Origin of the sequence: Enterobacter cloacae complex sp. EB5 (assembly GCF_031432835.1) — a bacterium.
GTDB lineage: Bacteria > Pseudomonadota > Gammaproteobacteria > Enterobacterales > Enterobacteriaceae > Enterobacter > Enterobacter hormaechei_C.
In genome coordinates, this window is sequence record NZ_CP133860.1 from 3179688 (window position 1) to 3203278 (window position 23591).

22 protein-coding genes and 1 pseudogene are annotated in these 23591 nt (G+C 56.1%); 10 read left to right on the forward strand and 13 right to left on the reverse strand.

Annotated features, from left to right (window positions below; all coding sequences use genetic code 11):
• Positions 1-82: 82 nt before the first annotated feature.
• Entirely contained in the window at positions 83-1087 is a 1005-nt protein-coding gene (locus RHN82_RS15160) for an IS110-like element IS4321 family transposase (protein ID WP_000427623.1), read from the reverse strand.
• A 277-nt stretch (positions 1088-1364) separates the two neighbouring features.
• Between RHN82_RS15160 and opgC the strand changes: the two genes are divergently transcribed.
• Genes opgC through RHN82_RS15185 form a run of 5 tightly spaced genes read left to right on the forward strand, consistent with a single transcriptional unit; the run spans position 1365 to position 5470 of the window.
• The gene (gene opgC, locus RHN82_RS15165) at positions 1365-2582 is read left to right on the forward strand and encodes an OpgC domain-containing protein (protein WP_049019349.1); all 1218 of its coding nucleotides are present in this window, start codon (positions 1365-1367) and stop codon (positions 2580-2582) included.
• Between the two features lie 10 nt (positions 2583-2592).
• Positions 2593-3492, forward strand: coding sequence for a hypothetical protein (locus RHN82_RS15170; RefSeq protein ID WP_003862255.1), 900 nt, complete (start codon positions 2593-2595; stop codon positions 3490-3492).
• A gap of 8 nt (positions 3493-3500) precedes the next feature.
• Positions 3501-4715 carry a PP2C family protein-serine/threonine phosphatase gene (locus tag RHN82_RS15175; protein ID WP_049019350.1) on the forward strand — a complete coding sequence of 405 codons (1215 nt, stop codon included), beginning with the start codon at positions 3501-3503 and terminating at the stop codon, positions 4713-4715.
• Complete coding sequence (locus RHN82_RS15180) at positions 4705-5043, forward strand: STAS domain-containing protein (RefSeq protein ID WP_003862258.1); 339 nt, start codon at positions 4705-4707, stop codon at positions 5041-5043. Before RHN82_RS15175 ends, RHN82_RS15180 begins: the two co-directional genes overlap by 11 nt.
• Positions 5044-5050: 7 nt before the next feature.
• Positions 5051-5470: an ATP-binding protein gene (locus tag RHN82_RS15185; RefSeq protein WP_022651685.1), complete on the forward strand. Its 420-nt coding sequence runs from the start codon at positions 5051-5053 to the stop codon at positions 5468-5470.
• 100 nt (positions 5471-5570) lie between these two features.
• Here RHN82_RS15185 and RHN82_RS15190 read toward each other — a convergent pair whose 3' ends face one another.
• From RHN82_RS15190 to RHN82_RS15225, 7 genes and pseudogenes are all read right to left on the reverse strand, one after another.
• Positions 5571-6746: a hypothetical protein gene (locus tag RHN82_RS15190; protein WP_048981858.1), complete on the reverse strand. Its 1176-nt coding sequence runs from the start codon at positions 6744-6746 to the stop codon at positions 5571-5573.
• An 11-nt stretch (positions 6747-6757) separates the two neighbouring features.
• Complete coding sequence (locus RHN82_RS15195) at positions 6758-7549, reverse strand: HpcH/HpaI aldolase/citrate lyase family protein (protein WP_048981857.1); 792 nt, start codon at positions 7547-7549, stop codon at positions 6758-6760.
• Entirely contained in the window at positions 7531-8274 is a 744-nt protein-coding gene (locus RHN82_RS15200) for an alpha/beta fold hydrolase (RefSeq protein ID WP_048981855.1), read from the reverse strand. The genes RHN82_RS15195 and RHN82_RS15200 overlap by 19 nt, the downstream gene beginning before the upstream one ends.
• An 8-nt stretch (positions 8275-8282) precedes the next feature.
• A complete protein-coding gene (locus RHN82_RS15205; RefSeq protein ID WP_048981853.1) occupies positions 8283-9047 on the reverse strand; it encodes an SDR family NAD(P)-dependent oxidoreductase in 765 nt (254 codons plus the stop codon).
• Positions 9048-9050: 3 nt separating this feature from the next.
• A pseudogene (gene hisD, locus RHN82_RS24570) lies at positions 9051-10372 on the reverse strand (histidinol dehydrogenase).
• A gap of 75 nt (positions 10373-10447) precedes the next feature.
• Complete coding sequence (locus RHN82_RS15220) at positions 10448-10810, reverse strand: MFS transporter (protein ID WP_224213933.1); 363 nt, start codon at positions 10808-10810, stop codon at positions 10448-10450.
• Complete coding sequence (locus RHN82_RS15225; RefSeq protein WP_224213915.1) at positions 10695-11687, reverse strand: MFS transporter; 993 nt, start codon at positions 11685-11687, stop codon at positions 10695-10697. Before RHN82_RS15225 ends, RHN82_RS15220 begins: the two co-directional genes overlap by 116 nt.
• A 308-nt stretch (positions 11688-11995) precedes the next feature.
• On the opposite strand from RHN82_RS15225, the gene RHN82_RS15230 reads away from it, so the two are divergent.
• From RHN82_RS15230 to RHN82_RS15250, 5 genes are all read left to right on the forward strand, one after another.
• Positions 11996-13066 carry a LacI family DNA-binding transcriptional regulator gene (locus RHN82_RS15230; protein ID WP_048981849.1) on the forward strand — a complete coding sequence of 357 codons (1071 nt, stop codon included), beginning with the start codon at positions 11996-11998 and terminating at the stop codon, positions 13064-13066.
• Positions 13063-14034, forward strand: a complete 972-nt coding sequence (locus RHN82_RS15235; protein WP_015571630.1) for a nuclear transport factor 2 family protein — start codon at positions 13063-13065, stop codon at positions 14032-14034. The genes RHN82_RS15230 and RHN82_RS15235 overlap by 4 nt, the downstream gene beginning before the upstream one ends.
• 105 nt (positions 14035-14139) lie before the next feature.
• Positions 14140-15282 (forward strand): ester cyclase, encoded by a 1143-nt coding sequence (locus tag RHN82_RS15240; RefSeq protein ID WP_048981847.1) that lies wholly within the window; start codon positions 14140-14142, stop codon positions 15280-15282.
• Entirely contained in the window at positions 15283-16578 is a 1296-nt protein-coding gene (gene hisD, locus RHN82_RS15245; protein ID WP_059347506.1) for a histidinol dehydrogenase, read from the forward strand.
• A 53-nt stretch (positions 16579-16631) separates the two neighbouring features.
• On the forward strand, positions 16632-17939 hold the full coding sequence (locus RHN82_RS15250; protein WP_048981844.1) for an amidase: 1308 nt from the start codon (positions 16632-16634) through the stop codon (positions 17937-17939).
• Between the two features lie 72 nt (positions 17940-18011).
• On the opposite strand, the gene RHN82_RS15255 is transcribed toward RHN82_RS15250, so the two are convergent.
• The 5 genes from RHN82_RS15255 to RHN82_RS15275 are packed head-to-tail and all read right to left on the reverse strand — an operon-like array spanning position 18012 to position 23514.
• Complete coding sequence (locus RHN82_RS15255; protein WP_015571586.1) at positions 18012-19067, reverse strand: ABC transporter ATP-binding protein; 1056 nt, start codon at positions 19065-19067, stop codon at positions 18012-18014.
• Between the two features lies 1 nt (position 19068).
• The gene (locus tag RHN82_RS15260) at positions 19069-20280 is read right to left on the reverse strand and encodes an ADP-ribosylglycohydrolase family protein (RefSeq protein WP_048981842.1); all 1212 of its coding nucleotides are present in this window, start codon (positions 20278-20280) and stop codon (positions 19069-19071) included.
• On the reverse strand, positions 20277-21677 hold the full coding sequence (locus RHN82_RS15265; protein ID WP_048981840.1) for an extracellular solute-binding protein: 1401 nt from the start codon (positions 21675-21677) through the stop codon (positions 20277-20279). The genes RHN82_RS15260 and RHN82_RS15265 overlap by 4 nt, the downstream gene beginning before the upstream one ends.
• Positions 21678-21691: 14 nt before the next feature.
• Positions 21692-22591 (reverse strand): carbohydrate ABC transporter permease, encoded by a 900-nt coding sequence (locus tag RHN82_RS15270; protein ID WP_045339512.1) that lies wholly within the window; start codon positions 22589-22591, stop codon positions 21692-21694.
• The gene (locus tag RHN82_RS15275; protein ID WP_224213914.1) at positions 22591-23514 is read right to left on the reverse strand and encodes a sugar ABC transporter permease; all 924 of its coding nucleotides are present in this window, start codon (positions 23512-23514) and stop codon (positions 22591-22593) included. The genes RHN82_RS15270 and RHN82_RS15275 overlap by 1 nt, the downstream gene beginning before the upstream one ends.
• Positions 23515-23591: the final 77 nt, after the last annotated feature.

A 23591-nucleotide genomic window follows, 5' to 3' on the forward strand; every position in this document is an offset into this window, starting at 1 on the left:
AGGCCGGTGGGCCGTTAGTATCATCAATATCAGTATTCGCAAAACCAGATCAGTAATTCTTTAAACCGGTGTATTTCTGCCGTTATGCTACATAAGTTTGCTGTCGTGCCGTTAGGGCCCAGGCTATTCTGGCCAGCTTGTTTGCCAGAGCACAAGTGACGACAAAGTTGCTTTTCCGGCACAGTAAATCCCTGACCCAATCGGCCAATTTGCCAGACTGGTGTTCCAGTTTTTGTATGAATACCCTGGCACATTGAACCAACAAAGTTCGGATCTTTTTATTACCTCGCTTACTAATTCCCAGCAATGTCGTCCTACCTCCCGTGCTGTACTGCCGAGGTACAAGCCCTGTTGCCGCCGCAAAGTCACGGCTGCTGGCGTACTGCTTCCCGTCGCCAATCTCAGTTGAAATAGTACTCGCTGTCAGTGTTCCGACGCAGGGAATGCTCAGCAAGCGCTGTCCAACCTCATCTTCGTCCAACTTTCGTTTCAACTGGGATTCCAAATCTTTAATCTGCTCAACAAGATAGTGATAATGCTGTTGTAATTTCAGCAATAACTGGCTGAGGTAAAGAGGCAAACTATTATCCTCAAGAATGGTACTCAGTCGGCTAATAACGGCAGCTCCTCGGGGAACGCTAATGCCAAATTCCAGCAGAAAAGCATGCATTTGATTGGTTGTTTTTACCTTATCCTGAACCAGGGATTCACGGACACGATGCAGAGCCCGCATTGCCTGCTGAGATTCCGTTCTGGGCTGCACAAAACGCATAGACGGACGCGATGCAGCTTCACAAATAGCTTCGGCGTCGACAAAGTCGTTTTTATTGCTTTTAACGAACGGGCGGACAAATTGTGGTGATATCAGCTTTGGGGAATGCCCCAACTCTTCCAACTTGCGTGCCATAAAGTGAGAACCGCCACAGGCTTCCATTGCGATGGTTGTAGCGGGGCATGTCGCCAAAAATTCGATCAACTTTGGCCGGGTAAATTTTTTACGGTAAACAGCCTTCCCGCGACGATCCTGGCAATGAATATGGAAAGAGTTTTTACCCAGATCGATACCAATGAGCGCAATGTTTTCCATGATAGTTCTCCGAATGAAAGCCTGTCCTCAGCATAGTACCGGGAAGGAGGGAGTGACCATCTCATTAAATAACGTCCGTAAACAAAAAGTAATGTAAGTGTAGATGGCGGAGGAAATAATTCCAGAGAGGTTAAAACTCGATTGTTTACACGCGCTAAAATAACTGTTAACTACGCTTAATAATATTTGAAGCGTTATCAAAAATTGCCAGATGCTTTTGTTTACGCTATCTAAATAAAATACAAGAAACTTTTTAGCATGGAGAACGCGACGCCCCATGAGCCAGATTGCGCCTGTGCTTATAAATAAAGACGTTGAAAAACCAACGACATGGCGTTACATCGCGTCGGATAAACGTGATTTACGTATTGATTTTATGCACGGTATCGCCTTAGTGATGATGGTGGTGGCGCACACGGAGGTGATGTCGATATTTAATATATTTACCTGGGAAAGGTTTGGTCTGGTCACCGGCGCTGAGGGTTTTGTGATCCTTTCAGGATTTATGCTGGGAATGTTAAACCGTGTAAGATTGCAAAAAGCAGTATTGTTGACTATATCCTGGGGGCTTTATCTGCGTGCATGGAAAATATATCGGATAAATATCATCATTATTCTTTCATTTTTACTGTTAGGATATCTGCCGTTTATTAACGTCTTTGAGATGACCCATTTTACCGATCGTTACTCAGGTACAACCTGGTCACTGTATCCGGTGACGCCGCAAATTAAAGAAACCTGGTTTAACATTGTCCTCTACCTGCAAATTGGCCCTCATCAAACGCAAATCCTTGGGCTCTATATTTTTCTTCTGCTGTTAAGCCCCCTGTTTTTGGGGATGCTCCAGAAAGGATACGTCTACTGGCTGCTGGGTTTATCGTTGCTCGTCTACGGCGGCTGGCAGATGTGGCCGGTACGCGCTACGCCGTCTCAGTTTGAATTCGCGTTTCCGCTGCTGGCCTGGCAGTTTATTTTCGTGCTGGGTATGTGCAGCGGTTGGTACAAAGAGGATTTGATCTCTTTTGCCCGTACGCCCGCCGGTAAGGTGGTGCTCGTGGCGCTGGTGATAATTGCGCTGCTTCTTGGCTTTATCGCCCAGAACCATACCAACCCGTTTATGCCGCCCGCACTGCTAATGCACAGCCTCTCGCCGGAGGACTTCAACGCTTTTTATCATACCTGGGCGGCAAAAAATGGCCTTGGGCCCGTCAGGGTACTTAACGATATCTGTCTGATGGTGACCGTCTATTTGGTGCTGACCTGGTGCTGGCTGCCCCTGTATCGCCTCGCAGGCTGGTTTCTTATCCCGCTGGGTCAACATTCGCTTTATACCTTTATTTTGCATGTCTACGTCGTATTTCTGGTAAGCCAGTTCGTCACGTTCGATCTGTGGCGCCAGGACTGGATAGTGAATACCTTCATTCACGCTGCGGCGCTGGGCGTGCTGTGGCTGATGGCGAAATATAACGTCGCCGCGCGCTGGATACCTAACTAAGGAAGGGCTGATGCGGGATAAATTTTTGCTGACCTGCGCACTGCTGTGCGTTGCCACTGGCGCAGAGTCGGCGCCGAAGGACGATGCGGATTCACTACGTGACAAGAACGGCGAGCCGGTGCAGGCTGGCGTGTTCACCAGCCGCTGGGGTCGCCTGTTCTCCGGGAATGAAGACGTCTTCTCTGGCGCGCTGAGCTTTAGTTCGGGACTAAAAGAGCAGTGGATGACTATCCCTAACAGCTCGGACACCGCAGAGCAGAAACGTAAATACAACCAGACGCTTAATCTCAGCCTGCAATACTCACCTTACAGTTACTGGTTTGCGAACGTGACATCGCGTTTGCCGGTGACGGACACCAGCCGCTACACGGCCGATTTTCGTTACAGTTTTGGCTATGATGACTGGCATGCCAACACTTTCAGCCTTGTATACAGCAATTACGGGGATAACCGCTTCTGGACGTCAGGAAACCGTCGCCACACCTATTTTGAGCAGGGGGCCGTGACGCTGGCGTATAAATTTTCACTGCCGAAACCGATAGAGAATACGCTCCTGATTAACAAAGGCGACTCTATCATTTGCCAGATGGGCTACAGCTGGGTTCCGCGTTATTACGATCTGGACAGCAACGATATCCGCAAAAACAAGAACGTGGTATTGGGCGGGTGTGGTTATACCTTTAAGCAGCACTTCTTCGTGCGCGCCACGGCGTTCTGGTTTCCGGACAGCAGCCAGCAACAGCCCTGGAACGGCGACTACAGCTATAGTTTTGGCTATGCGGGTTATACGCCAGGTTCATTCTCTGTTCAGTATGCTAACTACTCCGGCACCCGTTACCCCGGTCACCAGAGCGGCAGCGGTAAATTCCGGGAAGGCACCGTCAGCGTCATCTGGTTCTTACCGCTTTAGGAGGGCGTATGTTGTCACAGCACGTCCTGATAGTTGAAGACTCACTGGTTTATCGTCGCCTGCTTAGCCGAATGCTGACGCAGTGGGGGTATACCGTCTATGAGGCGGAGAACGGCGTTGCCGCGCTTGAGATCCTCGAAAACCAGCCAGTCAGCCTGGTGATCAGCGACTGGGATATGCCGGAAATGGATGGCCTGACGTTGTGCCGGGAGGTTCGCAGCCGTCAGTTCGGACATTATGTTTATTTAATTTTGCTTACCGCACGCGAAGAGCCGGGCGATCTGACGGTGGGGTTTGACGCCGGTGCGGATGATTTTCTCAACAAGCCGGTCGAGCAGAGTGAGCTGCGGGCGCGATTGCACGCGGGGGCACGGGTTCTGTCCCTTGAGGCCACGCTTGCTACGCGTAATGTACGCCTCAGTGAGGCGTTAAGGCAGATAGAGCAAGACCTTGAAGTGGCGGCGCGGATCCAGCAGTCGGTTCTGCCTGCGCATCAGTTGCGTTACCGGGATTACTTTGCAGACTGGATTTTTTTGCCGTCAGCCTGGGTGTCCGGCGATATTTTCAATGTCTTCCCGCTGGACAATCACCTGGGATTCTACTGTGTAGATGTGTCGGGGCACGGCGTTGGTGCGGCGATGATGTCACTTGCCGTGGCCCGTCAGTTTCTGCATGGCAGGGCGGTAGAGCGTTTTCTGTTTGCGGACGATAGCGACGTTGCCTCCCCTGCGGAAGTCGTTCGGATCCTGAATGGTCGCTTTTGCAGCGAAGAGGTTGAGATAATGAGTTATTTCACCATGATTTACGGTGTTATCGACCTGACAACAGGTGAAGGCAAGCTTTGCCAGGCCGGGCATCCTACGCCGTTCATTGTGAACCCTGGCGGCGAGGTCAGGACGGTCGGTGAAGGCGGCGCGCCGGTAGGATTGATGCCGGATCTCAGCTGGTCAGACGTAAGCTTCTCGCTGGCGCCGGGTGAGCGCCTCTGCCTGTTTAGCGATGGCATCACCGAGTGTGAAAATCCTGACAACGAACAGTTTGGTCAGGCTCGTTTGCAGCGTCGGCTTCAGGATGACGCCACGCTCGCACTGGAACGGCTCTTACCGCAGTTTGCGCAGCATCTTATACGCTGGCGCAGCGGAAAATGCCGTGAACAGCAGACCATGGCAGACGATGTTTCCTTATTAGTGATTGAGCGTACAGGAGTAAACGATGAACATTGATACAGACCGACTGGACGACGTAAACATTATGACGCCTTCGGTGCGCCGACTGGACGCCTCGGTGGCGGCGGTATTTAAGGAAGCTATTGCCCGGGAGATTGGGGTGGATCGTAAAGCCCTGATAGTCGATTTCAGCAAAATCGATTTTATCGACAGCAGCGGCCTTGGCGCACTGGTTTCCCTGCTGAAGATGATGAATGGTAAAGGTGAAATGATGCTGTGTGCGCTGAACCCCGGTATACGCAACATGTTCACCCTGACCCGTATGGATCGGATATTTCGCATTTGCCCGGATCGCGCTACGGCACTTTCGCATCTAAATCAGTGAGTTGACTGTGGCTAACGACATTACTTTTCCCGCCACGTTAACCTCCGTCTCGCCGCTTGCGGCATGGCTTGAGCGTCAGATGGCTTCGCTGTCCGTTAGCGATGACTGGCGCTTTGCGCTCGATCTCGCCGCCTGTGAAACGGCTACCAACATTATTCGTCATGCGCTACATGAGGATCCGGAACGTTGCTTCACCGTGGAGTTCATCGTTACCGTCTCGGACGCGGCGCTGCGTTTTACGGACGATGGCGATAAATTTCCCGCTGAACGTCTCGCGGCGGTGCGTGACGACGCGACGTTCGATGCCTCTCTTTTGGCTGAAAGCGGCAGAGGACTGAAACTCATTTTGTTGTATGTGGATAATTTCACGGTAGAAAACATTGCAGGGAAAAATATCACCGTTCTGGAGAAGAGGATGGTCGGATAATTGTGACGTTTAAGAAGGTCCGATCCGGGCGGTATGTGGGTATTCACAATGGCGCAGTGATCAATCTGCGCCAGTATCGTGATGACGAGCACAAGCCCAGTCAGGCCTCCGACTGCCATTTTGCCAGTATCGCACCGGCCCGACGGGCCGTGGCTGGCAGGATGTCGGCATCCGCCACGTAGCCATCAGGATCGATAGAGCGATTGTGTTCTCTCGCCTCGTGCAGAATCGCCTCGTCCCAGTAGAGGCGCTTACGCTGATCGCCCCGGGTCGTCAGAATAAACTCCACCTTGCCATCAACCGCGCGGTAGCGGCGCCAGCTGTTTGCCGGAATGGAGATCACCGAACGTTCCGGGGCGATAATGCTGACTTCCTTACCCGCCTCGTTCCAGGTCACCTCCAGCTGGCCTTTAAAGACCATGATCACCTGAATATCCGGGCAGAGATGGCGACCGACAATGTGGTCGTCAGCAAGACGCAGCCATTCGACGGAAAAACCGTGCGGGCTCAGGATAGCGGGAGCGGAATCCCGATCCTGTGAAATGCCGAAACCGATAACCGGCGCAATTTCGCCGCCGTGTCCCGGCAGCACCGAGTCCAGCAGCCCCTGTGCTGACCAGCAGCGGTCATCACCGGTTACCGCACGCTGGCGCATCTCCTCAACGCTGTAGTCACGCAGACCGGCAATATATTGCTCTGACAGCGGCGTCAGCAGCGTGGCGGGATCGGGCGTTGGTTCACCTGCCTCCTGCGCAATCAGCATATTCTCCTTGCTGAGATACATACCGTACTCGCTGGCGGCCGCCAGCACTGACGGGTGCCAGATGATGCCGCCCGTGTTGTCCCCGCCGAGCACCGTAAACACCATGCCGCAGGTATCTTCTTTACTGACGTTGGTAAAACCGCGGAAGATCCAGGTCGGTATTGAGAGGATAGTGGGTGCGCTAAATTCAGCTTCATGTTCGCCGTTGGCGCCCCAGCGAAAACGCCATGTCCCTTCATGGATCAGGAACACTTCTGCGGTGAAATGCAGATGCAGGTTATTGGTCACCCCTTTCGGCATAGCCGCCGCGCCAATGTTAAAGCCGTGCGGCTCGGGGATATTAACAATCTGCTCGCTGGACTGGGTTACACCCGGGCCGATGAAGGAATAGTTTTGTTTGAGATGCGAACCGGGCAGCTTGCAATCAATAAAAGCAAGATTGCAGGAAACCATATCGTCGGGGGCGATTAACCGTGTTCGTGCCTGGCTCTGGGTAAGATGGATAGTTTTCATCATTTCTCCTTTTAATAACCGGATGCACCGGTGGTAGGGATGGCGTTGCCGCGGGCGAGAGCAATGGCTTCACGTGAGGCGCGACCCAGCTGCATAACGTCGTTTGCAGGGGTAACAAACTGGAAACCCTGCGCAATACGCGCTGCGGCGGCCGTGCCGGAAGTGCAGAAAATACCGGCAATCTTCTGCTGCTGGCGGCAGCAGTGAATCACCCGCTCAATAGCAGCAAGCATTTCGGGATGTTGGGATTCGGCGCTGGCGCTGCAGGTCAGCGTTAGCGAGAGATCGTTGGGGCCAATAAACACACCGTCCAGCCCTTCGGTATCAAGGATGGCGTCAAGATCCGCCAGCCCTTCGCGGGTTTCGATCATCGCCAGCGTCAGGATTTCGTCGTTGGCGTGCTGCGGATAATCACTGCCGCCATAGAGCAGACCTCTGGCCGGACCAAAGGAGCGAACCCCCAGCGGTGGATAGCGACAGGCCGCGACAAAACGGCGAGCCTGTTCCGCGCTGGAGATCATCGGACAGATTACGCCGTACGCGCCGGCGTCTAATACGCGCATGATTTGCGCCGGATCGTTATCAGCCACCCGCACCAGCGGCACGGCAGGCGTGGCCGATAGCGCCTGTAGCATCGACAACGCGCTGGCAAAATCAATCATGCCGTGCTGCAAATCGACGGTGACGGCGTCGTAACCCTGATGGCCCATAATTTCCGCGCTATACCCGGACGGGATCGCCAGCCAGCCGTTAACGATCGGGGTATTTTCCAGAAATGCGGTCTTTAAACTGTTTTTGCGCACTGTATGCACTCCGTTATCCACTGACGCAGCAGCGGCGCGATCTCATCCGGTGTTTCCAGCGGAATAAAATGCCCGCCAGCCTCCACCGTATGCCTGGTCACGTTCGCGTTGCCTGCTGCCAGTAGCTGATGATGATGAGGCGTGCTGATAACGTCCTGCGCGCCGTTTAGAAGTAATGTGGGGCAGGAGAGGGCGTTAAACGCAGCCCGGTTGTCCTGCCGGTGAATGGCCATTTCCGTTTGCTCCGCAAAGGTCTCAATGCCGCACTCTTGCGCCATTCGGCAAATAGTCTCTTGCAGGATCCGATCGGACAGACGTGACGGGGCGACATAGCTCTGCCATAGCGAGGAGACCAGCCAGTCGGCCAGGCCCCGCGCCTGTGCGGTGTGTACCGCTTCCCGGCGTGAAGCGAGGGTGTCTGGCGCAACGGGCAACGGATTAACGGAAATCAGCGTCAGCCCGTTCACTCTTTCTGGCGCGTCGGCGGCCATTTGCAGCGCGACAATCGCGCCGAGCGAAAAGCCCGCCAGCAGAAAGCGCGACGGCAGAACCTTTAATAACCGCCGTGACGCCTGCGGCGCGGACTCAGCACCCGTCAGCGTGATGCACAGCACCGCTGAGACGTTCAGCCGTTCAATGACGGGCTGCCAGAGCCGGGCGTTACAGAGCGTGCCGCCAAGCAGCACCAGCGGCAGATCGGTATTGTCCAGAAGCGGATATTCCATTGCATCCCTCACGTAGCCGTCCAGCCGCCGTCAACCATCAGGGCGCTGCCGGTGATCAGCCCGGCGGCATCCGAGGCGAGGAACACCACCGGCCCCATAATGTCCTCCAGCCTGCCTGGCCGGCGCAGTTTGATGTTGTCCAGCACGTAGTGGCGGAACGCCGGATCGGCAAGCGACGAACGCGTCAGGTCGGTTTCAATGAAGGTCGGGCACAGCGTATTGACGCGGATCCCCGCATCGCCCAGCTCCAGCGCCATCGTTCGGGTTAACCCTTCAAGCGCGAATTTGGAGGCGCAGTACACGCTACGCTCGGGGCCGCCAACGTGTCCCATTTGCGATGAGATGTGAATAATCGATCCCCCCTTACCGCCCGCCCGCATTCTGCGCGCCACGTGCTGGCTGACAAAAAAGGTGGCGCGCAGGTTAAGCGCCATCACCGCATCGAAATTTTCCTCGTTCACCTCAAGAAACGGCTGGTGGCGGGCCAGCCCGGCACTGTTCACCAGAATGTCGGGCGTGGGCAACGTCGCCAGCACACGCTCCACCTCCTGAGTGTCGGTAATATCCAGTTCCAGTGGGTGAAATGCGAGACTGTGTTCCGCTGCCAGACCTGTGGCATGCGCCAGCGCCTCGCGACCCCGGGCGGCGATCCATACCTCTGCTCCCGCCTGTGCGAGGGCGACGGCGGCGGCGAAGCCAATCCCTCTTGACCCGCCGGTCACCAGCGCGCGTTTGCCGTGCAGGGTGAAAGAGGGCGTTTGCAAAAGCGTCATGGCTTACACCTTTTCCCTGACCGGGGCCGGTGTGGCGTAGGGAACTTCCGTCTGGCCATAACGGCGCACGCGAATATTGGCCTGCTCGGCATGTCCGGCGAACCCTTCCAGCAGCGACAGACGGGAACAATAGCTGCCGATTTCGGCGGTGGCTTCGTCGCTGAGGACTTTCTGGAAGGTGCAGGTTTTCATGAACTTGCCCACCCACAGGCCGCCGGTATAACGTGCGGCTTTCTGCGTGGGCAGGGTGTGGTTGGTGCCGATCACCTTATCGCCGTAGGCCACGTTAGTACGTGGTCCAAGGAACAGCGCGCCGTAATTGGTCAGGTTAGCCAGGAACCAGTCGTCCCGGTCGGTCATCACCTGAACATGTTCGGAAGCGATACGATCTGCCTCCAGCAGCATCTCTTCGTGGCTGTCGCAGACGATGATTTCCCCGTAGTCCTGCCACGACTGGCGGGCAATGTCGGCGGTAGGGAGCTTTTCCAGCAGCCGTTCCACTTCGCTGAGCGTCTCTTTGGCAAGCTGGGGCGAGTTCGTCAGCAGGATGGCAGGGGTGGTGACGCCGTGTTCGGCCTGGCCCAGCAGATCCGTGGCGCACATTTCCGCGTCAACGGTGTCATCGGCAATTACCAGCGTTTCCGTCGGACCGGCAAACAGGTCGATACCTACCCGACCGAACAGCTGGCGTTTGGCCTCCGCGACGAAGGCGTTACCGGGGCCGACCAGCATGTCGACCGGTGCCAGCGAGTCCGTGCCCAGCGCCATGGCGCCTATCGCCTGAATGCCGCCAAGGGCATAGATTCCGTTGCGCCAGCCATTTTTTGCGCCGCGACAATCGCCGGGGCGGGCTGACCGTTAAACGGCGGGGCACAGCTGATGATTCTTGAACACCCCGCCACGCTGGCGGTGATGATCGACATGTGCGCGGAGGCGAGCAGGGGATATTTTCCGCCAGGCACGTAACATCCTACGGCGTTAATCGGAATATTTTTATGCCCGAGGATCACCCCGGGATACGTTTCAATTTCCAGGTCCCGCAGACATTCTTTCTGCGCGCGGGCAAAATTCGCCACCTGCTGTTGGGCGAATTCAATATCCTGAATATCCTGGCGGCTTAACTGTTTTATGCAGTGGTCAATCTCCGCGGACGTCAGACGATAATCCTGACGGTCATAACGATCGAATTTAATGGATAATTCGCGAATGGCTTTATTTCCGCGTTTTTCAATATCCGCAAGTATTTGTTCAATCGTTTCTCTTATTTGCTGGTTGGCTTGCTGGCGCTCTTCGGTAGATTTACCGGTTTTTAATTTCCAGGACACTCGCTTCTCCTTACCTTTTTCAGATGTCAGTTGTCCTCCCGGCGAGCCGGGAAAGGGTGTTTACTTCAGAAAGGGTTATTGATCCGGCGCGGCAGCGTACGCACCGTTTTTTAATAATTGGGCTGAGGTTTGCGTTTTACGGGCATATACCCATCGAGCGGACAGCGGCGTGGCAATAGCGGCCACAACGGAAAGGGCAGCAATCAATATATAACCGGACGACAGGTTAATATGTTGCATCATTACGCCCATCATTACCGGCCCGACAAACATGCCGCAGGAATAAATGGTCTGGAATAGTCCCATTCGCGTGGATTGTTCATCAGACGAGGTATTCACTACGCTGAGCGACATGAATGCGGCAAAGGCCATACCGAACGAGAACCCCGCCAGCGCCTGCCACAGGTAAATAACATAGATATTGCTGGTAAAGGGAATGCCGAAAGTGGAGATCACCTGTAAAACGATGCCGAGCACGGCGGTTTTTTACCAGCCCAAGGCGCTGATAAAACACCGAGCTGCACAGGGCGATGGCCAGCCCGTAAAAAAGAAGGTGAATGTTACCCAGCAGCGCGAGGATCCCCGCCCGGGCGCCAAGCTGCTCGGCATAGACCGGCGTCAGCGTGTCGCGGGTGGCGAAGGGCACCAGAATGACGACGGTCGCCAGGATGCCAATCAGCCAGACGGAACGGTCGGCCAGCTGCTGGCGCGCACCGGTAATGCAGGCTTTAAGCGTGGGAGCCTGAACCGGGTCGTGCACGTCCTGAATGCGGGTCGTCAGGATCAACGCCACCAGGGCGGAGATGCAGGAGACAAAAAAGGCGATGTTATTGGCGAAATAGTGAATCAGCACCGCGCCAATACAGTTGCCGAGAAACACGCCAATGGGCCCTGCCAGCGCCAGCAGCGCGACGGCGGCAGGGGCTTCGTTGCGACCGAAGTAACGCATGAACAGGATGTTGTACAGCACCCAGGTCGCCGCCGTGACGCCGTCTGCCGCTTTCGCCAGATACAGCGTAATGGCGTTGGGTTCAAGCCAGGCAATCGGCCAGGCGATAATTGGCAGCAGCAGGCCAATCTGGATGAAGATCCTGCGGCTTTTAACCACGTCGGAAATAATGCCTAACGGAAAGCGTATCAGAAGGGTTGCCAGCCCGGACGCGCCCATGATGATGCCCATGATCTGTGGCTCAATGCCCTGGTTGATCATCATGGGGGCCAGGAATGCATCAATGCTATGAATGCAGATAAAGAACAGGATGCTGATGATGAAAAAGAGCCGGGCTTCCCGACGGCGTAACAGTGCTTGAAACATGGTTTTGAACCTCTTAAGAATTAATGGGTTATAACCAGTCAGGGACGACGTTTACCGGTTCAATCCTTTGGGCGACTCCTGTTCTCTCCGGTACCATTGACGGTATGAAAACTCTTTGCATACGTATTCAAGATTTGAAGTTACGAAAAGGTTTCATGTTTGTAAAGTGATCTCGATCTTGTTGTGAGAATTTTAATTTTTTGTGTTGCATACGCATGCAAAGGTGGTGTAAGTATAAAAAACACCCACTTGCTGAGGCGTTTGAAGCACGCGCAAATGGGCAGGACGTTGATAAGGAATCAGGGGTAATGAAACGTAAGACTTTTGCAGCAGTCACATCCCAACAGGTCGCTCAGCTGGCGGGGGTATCGCAATCTGCGGTGTCGCGAACATTCACGCCGGGGGCCAGCATTTCACCGGCAACGCGTGAAAAAGTGCTGAAGGCAGCGCGCGAGCTGGGCTATCGCCCGAATGCGATCGCCCGTTCGCTCAACACGGCTCGTTCGCGCATTATCGGTGTCGTCATTTCTTACTTTGATAACCCCTTTTACTCGCAGGTGCTGGAGGCGCTGGCGCAAAAGCTGGATACGCTGAACTATCACCTGCTGCTGTTCGTTGGCGACCGGGAAGGTAACGTAGACCGTATTTTTGACCAGATTATGCAGTACCGGGTGGATGGCATTGTGCTGGCCTCGGTGACGCTGTCGCTGGAGTTATCCGAGGAGTGCCTTGCCGCCGGGATCCCGGTAGTGCTGTTTAACCGCAGCGAAGAGAGTGGCATGGCCTCCAGCGTCAACAGTAATAACGAAGCGGCCGCGCGGCAGATTGCCGAGTTTCTGCTGGCGGGGGAGCACAAGCGTTTTGCCTACGTGGGCGGCGTGGCCGATTCCCCGGTCAATATCGCCCGCCAGCGCGGGTTCATTTCCACGCTGGAAGAACATGGCATCACTGATGTGCGGGTGGTGCACGGGAATTACGACGCTCAGCAAACCACCCGGGCAGCCTATAGCCTGTTTTCGACGTCGCCAGCGCCGGATGCGGTCTTTGTCGCCAACGATCATATGGCCGTCACGGTAATGGATGTGGCGCGCTATGAGTTTGGTTTGCGCATTCCGGAGGAGGTCTCCGTTGTCGGCTATGACGACATCGGCCCTTCCGGCTGGCCCTCTTATGCGTTGACCTCGGCGTCGCAGCCGGTCGGCGCGATGGTGGATGCCACGGTGGAACTGTTAATGAAGCAAATTGACAGCGGAACCATAGAGCCTGAACAGATTACGGTGCCCGGTACGCTGGTGATACGCCACTCGGCGCGTCGCCCACGCAGCGGCGTTATCGAAACCAATGGTTTAACGCTATTCCAGTCTAAGGAGCGCACATGACCAGATTGCGGGGCTTCAGCCCTCAATTCGACTCTATCCAGCAGTTCATTTTGACGCTGACGCATGTGGTGTGGGAGCAGAAAGATATCGGCCAGCTGGCGGATTTTTACGCCACGCCGGTGGTTTTCACTACACCCGAAAAACAGCTCCATGAGCTTTCCCAGTTTATGCGCCTGACGCTTGAGGCGATGCACAGCTTCCCGCAGCGAGCGGTGCTGACGGAGGATATTCTGTGCAGCCAGAACCCGGGGGACGAGTACTATGCGGCGCAGCGTACCGTAGCCCGCATTCAGCACCAGGGGGAGGGATTTTTTGGCCCGCCGACCGGGAAAAATGTCTGGGTCCGCACCTGGGCCGATCGCATCTGTGTTGATGGTGCCGTACGCCAGGAGTGGCTGCTTCAGGATCGTGCTGCGATTGTGGCGCAACTGGGGCTGGATGTCCGCGACTTTGCTTTTAACCTGGCGACCATGCGCCAGCAGCTTGGGCTGGAATCTGTGTCTGCTGAGACGCTGGACGCCCGCTGGGCGGGTGGGCCTGAGGGCGACGACGTGGAAGGGGCGCTGGCCGGGGTCGTTGAGCGCTACTTAACGATGTGGGCGGGCGGTAACAGCGGCGTGGTGCCCGGTCTCTATCACCCGGCGGCGACGCTGTACGCGCCGGGGCACTGCCTCTGCACCGGCGAACAGGAAATTGGCGCACAGCTTTCCGGTTATCGCGCTTCATTTGCCGACAGCGAAACGCAGCTTCATCACCTGATTGTGCGTAAAGATCCTAACGAGCCGATTCGACTTTCATTGCGCTGGTCGTTGTTAACCTGGCATGACGGTTACGGCAAATTTGGTGCGCCGACCCGTAAACCCATATCAATTACCGGTATCAGCCAGCTTGAATTACGTGATGGTTTAATTTTCCGTGAATATCTGGGGATCGATGAATTAGCGATTTGGTCGCAAATATTTAATTAATGGGGCGGCAGCCCCCTTATTCCGGCTGCAAAAAATAACCGTGTTTAATTCACCCTCACTTACGGGTGCGGGTTCTTATTGTCTGAAAACAGAGCAGGAGTTTATATGTCTTCCACCGAAGCAACAAATAAAGCACCAGCCGTACCCGAAAAAAGCAGCGTGAAATCGCTGAAAGAGGAACCTGTATTACAGGTGGAGCGTCGTGATTTTGTCGATCTGGTACCGGAAAAAAGACCGCGTGTGCAATCATTACGCGGCTTTGATGACTGCTATACCGATATTGTCGATTATATCGTTCGCTGCACCCATAAAATATGGGACGAGCGCGATGTCGGTTTAATTTATTCTCACTATACCCATAACTGCGTGCTGTATAACGCGCTGGGGACACTCTATAACCGTGAACAGGTGGTGCAGGATACGCTGCAACGCTTAATTGCCTTCCCGGAAAGGCGCGGAATGGCAACCCAGGTTATCTGGAACGGAAATGATGTTGACGGTTTTTATACCTCTCACCTGGTGACGGGAAGCGGGCGGCATACACAGCACAGCCATTTAGGTAAGCCGACCAACCGCACCTTCGTTACCCGTACCGTGGCGGATTGCATGATCCACGAGAATAAAATTTATCGGGAATGGGTGGTCAGCGACAACATGTCGCTGATGAAACAGCTTGGTCTGAACACCGATCAAATCGCATTTAATATGGCAAAGGAGCAGTTCGATAAAGGCTTCCGCGTGATGGACATCGGCGAAAACGGCCGCATGCTGGGGCAATATCCGCCGGAGATGGAGTGCGATGTTTCCATTGCGCACACCGATACGGAGGAGCAGTGCCTGCGCTGGCTGCATGAGATCTACAACCGCCGGATGTTTGGCAAGATCAAAGAAGTGTATGCGCCTAACGTACAGTGGCACGGTCCGCTGATGAAAGAGCTGTACGGCACCGCGGCGGTAACCCATCAGACGCTGTCGCTGGTGGGGATGATCCCTGACGGCGCGTGGCTGCCGCAGCATATTTGTTCCAACCCGTGCGATGAAGGCGGCGTCAAAGTGGCCGTACGCTGGATTATCGAAGGGCATCACCTGGGTTACGGCGAACTCGGCAAGCCGACCGGAGAACGACTGTTTGTGATGGGTATGTCGCACTACCACATCGTCAACGGAAAAATTGTTGATGAGTGGGTGGTTTATGACCATCTGGCGCTGCTGGCGCAGATCAAACTCGGCCAGATGGAGGACGCGTAAATGTTAAATCAGGTGAGCTGGATTAAGCGCCCGCAGGGGCAGGATGCGCAGGCCGATCGTTCCCTGACGGAGAAGGTCAGCGCCATTATCGAGCGCGTGAAAACCGAAGGCGATACGGCGCTAAGAGCCTTTTCGCAGCAGTTTGATAAGGTCGTGCCCGCGCAGTTTGAGGTGAGCGAGCAGGAGATCGCCGAAGCACTGGAAGGGATGGATGCCCAGACGCGCCGCGACAGTGAGTTTGCCATTAATCAGGTGCGTCGTTTTGCGCAGGCGCAGCTGGCGACCATGCAGCCGCTGGAGGTAGAGACGCTGCCTGGCGTGCATCTCGGTCACCGGATCATCCCGGTGCAGACGGTGGGCTGCTACGTGCCGGGCGGTCGGTATCCGATTCTCTCCGCTCCCGTGATGTCGATTGTTCCTGCGACGGTGGCGGGTTGTGAACAGATTATCGCCTGTCTGCCCCCGGGCGCCCATCCTGCGATGATTGCAGTTTGCCATCTGGCGGGCGCGCACCGCATTTTCAAAGTTGGCGGCGCGCAGGCCATTGCGGCTATGGCCTGGGGAACGGAGAGCATCCCGTCGGTGGACAAAATCGTTGGGCCAGGCAATGCCTTCGTTAACGAAGCGAAACGCCAGGTGTTTGGTCGAGTCGGCATTGATGCCCTCGCCGGGCCGAGCGAGATTTTCACTATCGCCGACGACAGCGCCGACCCGCGCATTCTGGCCGCCGATATGCTGGCGCAGGCAGAGCACGATATTCATACCCGCGTTGGGCTGGCGACAACCAGCCGGGATATCGCTGAGCGAACCCTGGTGGAGGTTGAGCGTCAGCTTGCCAGCCTGCCAACGGCCGCCACGGCGGGCGAGGCGTGGCGCCGGCAGGGTGAGATTGTGCTCTGCGAAGATGAAGCGCAGCTGATTGCGTTTGCTGACCATATGGCGACGGAGCATTTGCAGGTGCATACCCGCGATCCGCACGCGACGGCAGCGAAGATCCGCAACTATGGCTCGCTGTTTATTGGTCAGAACGCCAGCGTGGTGTTCTCCGATAAATGCTGCGGCACCAACCATACGTCACCGACGATGGCGGCGGCACGCTATACCGGCGGTCTGTGGGTAGGGGCATACGTCAAAATCTGTACCCATCAGTGGATTGACGAGCAGGGTATCCCGGCAATCGCAGAACCGGCGATCCGCCAGAGCCGTACCGAGGGGATGCAGGGGCACCGACGGGCGGCGGAAATTCGTCTGCGTCCGCAGGACATTGATGCCATTACTACCGGCATGCGGGACTAAAACGTATCCCGGGCAGCCTTCTGCCCGGTTTTCAGCACGGGGAGCCTGAGACTATGAAGCGCCTGATACCGCCAGACGACTGTCCGGAGGAAATTGCCCGCCGTCTCGACGTCATACAGCAGCACCGGGCGCTCAACGCGATCCTCGGGGTTAACCCTGACGCCATGTCTCAGGCGGAACAGCATCAGCAGCAGCGACGGCGTGGAGAGCCGATCGGCCCCCTGCACGGCGTGCCGCTGATCGTCAAAGATAATATTGCCTGCGCGCCGATGCCGATCACCCTTGGCTGCCGTGCGCTGGCCTCACTTAACGCGACAGCGGATGCACGGGTCGTGCAGCGATTGCGCAGAGCGGGGGCGATTATTCTCGCCAGGGCCAATATGTCCGAGTTCGCGTTCGATGTGCGCTCGCGAAGCTCGCTGGGGGGCGATGTGGCGAATCCACTTTGCCCGACACTCACCGCCGGAGGTTCCAGCGGAGGATGCGCCGCGGCGGTGGCGGCTGGAATGGCGGATGGCGCATTGGGTACCGATACCGGCGGCTCTATCCGCATTCCCTGTAGCTATACCGGGCTGGTGGGGCTACGACCTGCCTTTCGCCGTTCACAGCTGGACGGCGTGGCGCCGCTCTCACCCAGCAAAGATACCGTTGGGCCAATGGTACATAGCGTTGAGGATGCCGCCTTGCTGCATGCGGTGATCCATGGCCTGCCGCCGGTTGCGCTTCCTGTGCGTTCGCTGAAAGGCGTTCGCTTTGGCGTGGTGACCGCGTTACAGGGAGAGGATGAGGTACAGCTGGAGGTCTGGCAGTCGGCGCTGCACATGTTGCGCCGTGCCGGAGCGACGCTGGTGGAGGTTTCACTCCCTTTCCTTGAAGAGGTGAGGCAGGCCACCTGCCTCAGTCTGTATGAATTTCGCGTGGCGATTGACGACTGGCTTAGCAAACAGCCAGGCGCTCCCTCCGGACTGACAAGCATTGTGGACTCCGGCGCTTTCCTGCCAGAGTTTGCGCCGTTTCTACGTCAGATGCTGGCGAGTAACACGCTGAAAACCCCGCTCTGGCTGGCGGGGCGTCGCTTTCAGCGCCTGTTGCGGCAGAACCTTTGCCAGGTGGCGGAGGTGCAGCGCATCGACGGATTTGTGTATCCCACCGTACAACGATTACCAGAAAGTATGGCGAAGATGCCGCCAGGCTGCGCGCCGGAACTGGCCGCCATCAGCGGCCTGCCTGCCATTACGTTGCCCTGTGGCGTAAGCCGTATCGGGCTGCCGGTGGGGATGGAGATGTTATCGGTGCAGGAGGATGAGACGATGCTGATGACGCTGGCGCTGGCGTGTGAGGGGGCATTGCACAGTAAATGAAGATATAAAAAACCCGCAGGGCTTGCACCATGCGGGCTTTAATGCGTTCACAGGATGGATTGAGCCAGCATGTTATGACCGCAAACGCTTGCCGGTCTGGGCATCAAACAAGAACATTTTTTCCGCGTCTACGGTGAGGAAGACCTTCTGACCCACGTTGATATCCAGCTTTTCATGGGACACCACGATCAGCTCCTGATCGTTGATACGCACCCGGATCTCCTGTCCTTCCCCGGTCATCTCTATCAGCACGATTTCCGCTGGCATCCCTGACTCGCCGAGCCGGATATAGTGCGGTCGGGTGGCGCAGATGATCTCCATCCCTTCAATATGTGAGCGGAGAGGGCAGGGGAAGCGGTAGCCGTTGTTGAGCACAATCTCGCCGTGCTGAATCACGCCTTTAAGGGTGTTAATTTCCGGCGTGCCGATAAAGCCCGCGACAAACAGGTTATCCGGGTTACGGTACAGCTCTTCCGGGGTGCCGACCTGCTCAATATGTCCGGCATTCAACACCACAATCCTGTCCGCCATGGTCATCGCTTCCGTCTGATCGTGCGTCACGTAGATGGTGGTGCGACCCATCCGCTGGTGGATCTTACGAATTTCGCCGCGCATTTTATGGCGCAGTTTGGCGTCCAGGTTGGAGAGCGGTTCATCAAACAAAAAGGCCTTCGGGTCACGCACCAGCGCGCGTCCCATCGCCACGCGCTGACGCTGGCCGCCGGAGAGATCCCGCGGGAGGCGATCGAGCAGATGCGTCAGGCCGAGGATTTCTGCTGCCTCTTCCACGCGCGCCATCCGTTCCGCTTTTGAGACGCTGGCAAGCTTCAGGGCAAAACTCATGTTGTCCCGCACCTTCATGTGCGGGTAGAGCGCATAGCTCTGGAACACCATGGCGATATCGCGTTTTTTGGCGGGCAGGGTGTTGACCACCTCGCCGTGCATCAGCAGTTCACCGGAGGTGATGTCTTCCAGACCCGCAATCATGCGCAGCAGGGTGGATTTCCCACACCCGGACGGGCCGACCAGCACAATAAATTCGCCTTCGTGAATGCTCAGCGAGATCCCTTTAATAATGCTGACGTTGCCGTAGGATTTGCCGAGATTATTTAAAACGATTTGGCTCATGTTACTCTCCTCGCCCGGCGGTGTGGCCTGGCTGCAATAATGGCATGACGTGCTGGCGGTAAAGCGCCACCGCAGCGAGATCCTGCTGGATAATGCTTTGTGCTGATTCGCTGAAGCGCCGCGCGGCCGAGCGCAGATCCAGGCGGTTGGCGCTATCAATACCCGCCAGCACCTCAGGTTCGACAATGGCTTCCCCGTGCAGCGCGCCTAAAATCGCGCCGCTCATCACCCCGATAGAATCGGTATCACGGCCTGAATTGATGGCGTCTTCCACCGCACCGCGAAACTCGCTTTCGCGCAGCAGGCAGAAGGCCAGCGCCATCGGCAGTTCCTCAATCGACATCAGGCGCGAGGGCTGGTAGGCCATGGTCGGGACGCCCGCTTTTTCCGGGCCGTGCATCAGGTCGTCACCCATCGGTGAGAAGGGCAAAAGCGCATCGTGCAGGGCGTCAACGACCTGTTGGTAATCCCATGCGGTTCCACGATAGCGACGTGCGACGTCAAGCGTTGCCGCGATAGCCTGACGGGTGCCGTCTTTAGCCAGCTTCAATGCGATATTGGTGATAGCCTCAACGGTGATGCCAGGAATAAATGCCGCCGCAACGCAGGCGGCGAAGACCCCCGCGGCCTCCAGCCCATAGCTCTGCTGATGCCCCTGGGTGAAGTTAATGGCTTCCTGGTAGGCCGCTTCAGGGTTGCAGGCATTGATGGCTCCGATGGGGGCGGCATACATGGCTGCGCCGCAGTTCACCATATTGCCCACGCCGCCCTGACGCGGATCGCAGGCGGCCAGTTGCAGACGATGGAAGATCCATTTTTCCGGATAAAACAGGCGCTCAATAACCAGCGCTTCACGATCCAGTTCCGGCACCCAGCGCGGTTCCCAGGCAATCTTACGTACAAAAGACTCCCCCATATCCCACGCATCAACGTGACGGCCCAGCTCGCTGTAAACCTCCATCAGGCAGAGCGTCATCAGCGTATCGTCGGTGATGATACCGTTGCCGCGTACGCGGTTGTTGCGCCGTGCGGACGGCTCGTCCATCCGGTGCCAGCGCTGGTGGATGGAGGTGACGCGGCCATATTTCTCCGCGATTTGCCGGGCGGAGAGTTTCTCAACCGGTCCGCCTAAGGCATCGCCGAACGCCACGCCATACAGCATGCCCAGAATGCGGGAATTGAACGATAAATCAGTGGTTTGCGTAACGGTCATTTTAATTTTTCCTCTGCATATTCGGTCATGGCGTTTCCACCTGCGGCTTTCCAGGCGCTGACATACTGATCCCACTTGTCAAATGACGCTTTGCCAGAGACAAACTGGTACGCCCACTGGTTGTAAATACTGCTGGTTGAGTCGATGGCGGCGGCAAATGACGCCGGGAAGATAAAGGCGTTATCCGCCGTAAAATAACGTTGTGAATTGTCGATATAGCGCAGCATCGCGGGCGTCCGCCACTCCACCGGCGGCTTCCAGTTGGCGGCCTGGATAAACCGCGGATACCAGGCATTAATTTGTGGCGTCACGTTTATCGTGTTGCCCTTCCGAACGTAGTGCGTGTTCTCGAAGCCCATCTGCTCCATCATTTGCCCTTCCGGGCTTGCCAGAAAATCGAGCAGGATCATCACTTCCTTTTTATGTTTCGAGAGCGAGGACATGGCAAAGCCGCGCGTTTCCATGGAAACATCTGTCGCCGCCAGCCCTTTACCTGCCGGGCCTTCGGGTGGGTCGAGCAGGGTGAGGGTGGCGTCAGGATGGATCTGGCGCATCTTTTCCTGGTACACGCCGACGTTGCCCGGCGATGAGACAGACACCACGCCAACCTTGCCGGTATAAAACTCATCCTCTTTTAGCTCCCAGTTGGTGGTGATGTACTGGGAGGAGAGCAGTCCTTTCTGATACAGCGAATGGTAGAACTCCAGCTTGCTCCGCTCCTGCGGGCTTATCTGGGCGTTGATCAGCTTGCCCTGATCGTCCTTGAGCCAGGTGGCGTGAATGCCAAACGCCGGGTTCATAAAACCGTCGAGATCGCGCAGGTCTTTCTCGGAGGTGATCCCCCAGCTATCCGTCTTACCGTCGCCGTTGTAGTCACCGGCGTGGATTGCATTGAACAGCGTGACGTACTCCGCCAGCGTTTTGGGTGATGCGCTGAACCCGCTCTTCTGTAACCAGTCCTCACGGATCACCGGCTGGCGCGCGCGCAGCGGAAAGACATACAGCAGGGTCGGATGGTTTTGCAGGCGAAGCCGGTTGTGCGGCCACAGCGCCTCTTTCAGATAGCGGGTTTGCGCAATCCACGGACGCCAGTCTTCAAGAATGCCCTGTTCGACCATCTTCTGGTCGCTGCCGTTGAAGTAGATCAGGTCAGGGATGGTGCCGGAGAGTAGCATCACGTTCAGCACGTCGGAGTAGCCGGAAGACGACAGGTTGACGATTTCAATGTGGATATCGTGTCCCTGACGTGCCAGCGCCTGCTCGATTCGCTGAATATGCGCGACATCTTCGCGGTTGGTGGTCAGCAGATCTTTTTCCACAATCCGGATAGTGACCGGCTCGGCCCAGGCGGCCTGGCATAACAGCAGGCCGCAGGCGATTGCTGTGAATAATTTCATCGTCATCGCTCCTGTTAACCCTTCACCGCGCCGGACATGGTCCCTTTGGTGAAGAAGCGCAAAATAATCGGGTAGATAGCAATCAGCGGGGCGATGGTTAAGGTGATCATCCCGGCTTTTAGCGCCTTGATGCTGATCTGGCTGGCATTGGTGTAGTTCGACATGCTTTCGACGCCTACCATCGCCAGCTTATCGCCCTCGACGACAAACTGGCGCAGCACCACCTGCAACGGCCATTTGTCCGGGTCGTTGAGGTACACCATGGCGCGGAAAAACTCGTTCCAGTGCAGCACCATGTAAAATAACGTGATCATGGCAATGGACGATTTGGCGACCGGCATAATGACGTACCACAGCGTCTGGAACGGGTTCGCGCCATCGAGTTCGGCGGCTTCCAGCAGCTCCTCCGGGATCTCTTCGAACAGGCGAACCAGAATAATCAGATACCAGGCAAAGACGGCGCGATACAGGATGACGGACCAGTAGCTGTTCAGCAGCCCCAGCTTTTTCATCACCAGAAAATCGGGGATGATGCCCGGCTCAAAGACGATGGTGAACAGGACAAACATAAACAGCCAGCGGCGTCCCGGCAGGCGTTTTTGCGCCAGCGCCCAGGCCAGCAGCACGGTGAAAACCACGTTGATGATGGTGCCCACCACGGTAATCAGCATCGCATTGCCAAACCCGCGCAGCACGGCTTCGTTGGTCAGCAGCAGCTTCCAGACGTCCAGCGAAAAGCCCTGCGGAATAATCTCCAGGCCGCTCATGCCGGGCACGTTTGCCGGGCTGGAGAAAGATATCGCCACCAGGTTGAGGATCGGTTGTAGCGTCACGACAACCAGCAGCATCAGTACCGAGAGAATGAGCACGTATTCGATGCGCTCAAAAGGGGTGCTTCGTGATGAGATGCGCATTACCAGACTCCTTTACCCGTCAGGCGTTTTGAAACGTTATGTGCCAGCACGATAAGGATCATGCCGATCACGCCTTTGAATAACCCTGCGGCGGTCGCCAGCGAGAACTCCCCGGTGCGCAGGCCCATGCGGTAGACGTAGGTGTCGATGATGTCTATCTGACCGTTCACCACGTCGTTGGTCATGTTGAAGACCTGATCAAAGCCCTGGCTCAGGAACAGCCCGACGTTGAGGATAAACAGCGTGGCGATGGTCGGGGTGATAGCGGGCAGGGTGATGTGCCAGATTTTGCGCCAGCGCCCGGCACCATCCATTTCCGCCGCTTCATACAGCTGTGGATCGATGGCGAGGATCGCCGCGATGTAAAGTAATGAATCCCAGCCCGCGCTGCGCCACATTTCAGTGAACACCAGTACCCAGCGGATAGAGCCGCTGTCGGTCATAAAGGGGATCGGGTCATAGCCCATCGATTTAATGATGTCGTTAACTGCGCCATCAACCGGCGAGAGCGTGGCAATCGCGATGCTGGCGATCACCACCCAGGAGAGATAGTGCGGCAGGTAAATCACCGACTGGACAAATTTACGGTAACCGGATGAGCGCACTTCATTGAGCAAGAGCGCCACGACAATGGGAACCGGAAAAATAAAAATCAGTTTCATTGCGCCGATAATTACGGTGTTCTGTATCACCTGCCAGAAAACAGGGGATGACATCAGCGTGGCAAAATACTCCATTCCGACCCAGATATTCGGCGGGATAATACGGTACTGCTCAAACGCAATTTTGGTTTCCCAAATGGGTAAATAGTGCCAGATAAAAAAATAGATAACCCCAGGCAGGGCCATTACGTAAAACGGCCACCACCGGCGTAACGTCTGGCGGCAACGTGCCATGCGGGATAGTGTTTGCTGATGAGGCATGTTATTTACCTGCGGTATTGCGCCGCCGGGTTTAGATTCTGTCAGGGCTTTCATCGGACATACTCCCATTACTGAAA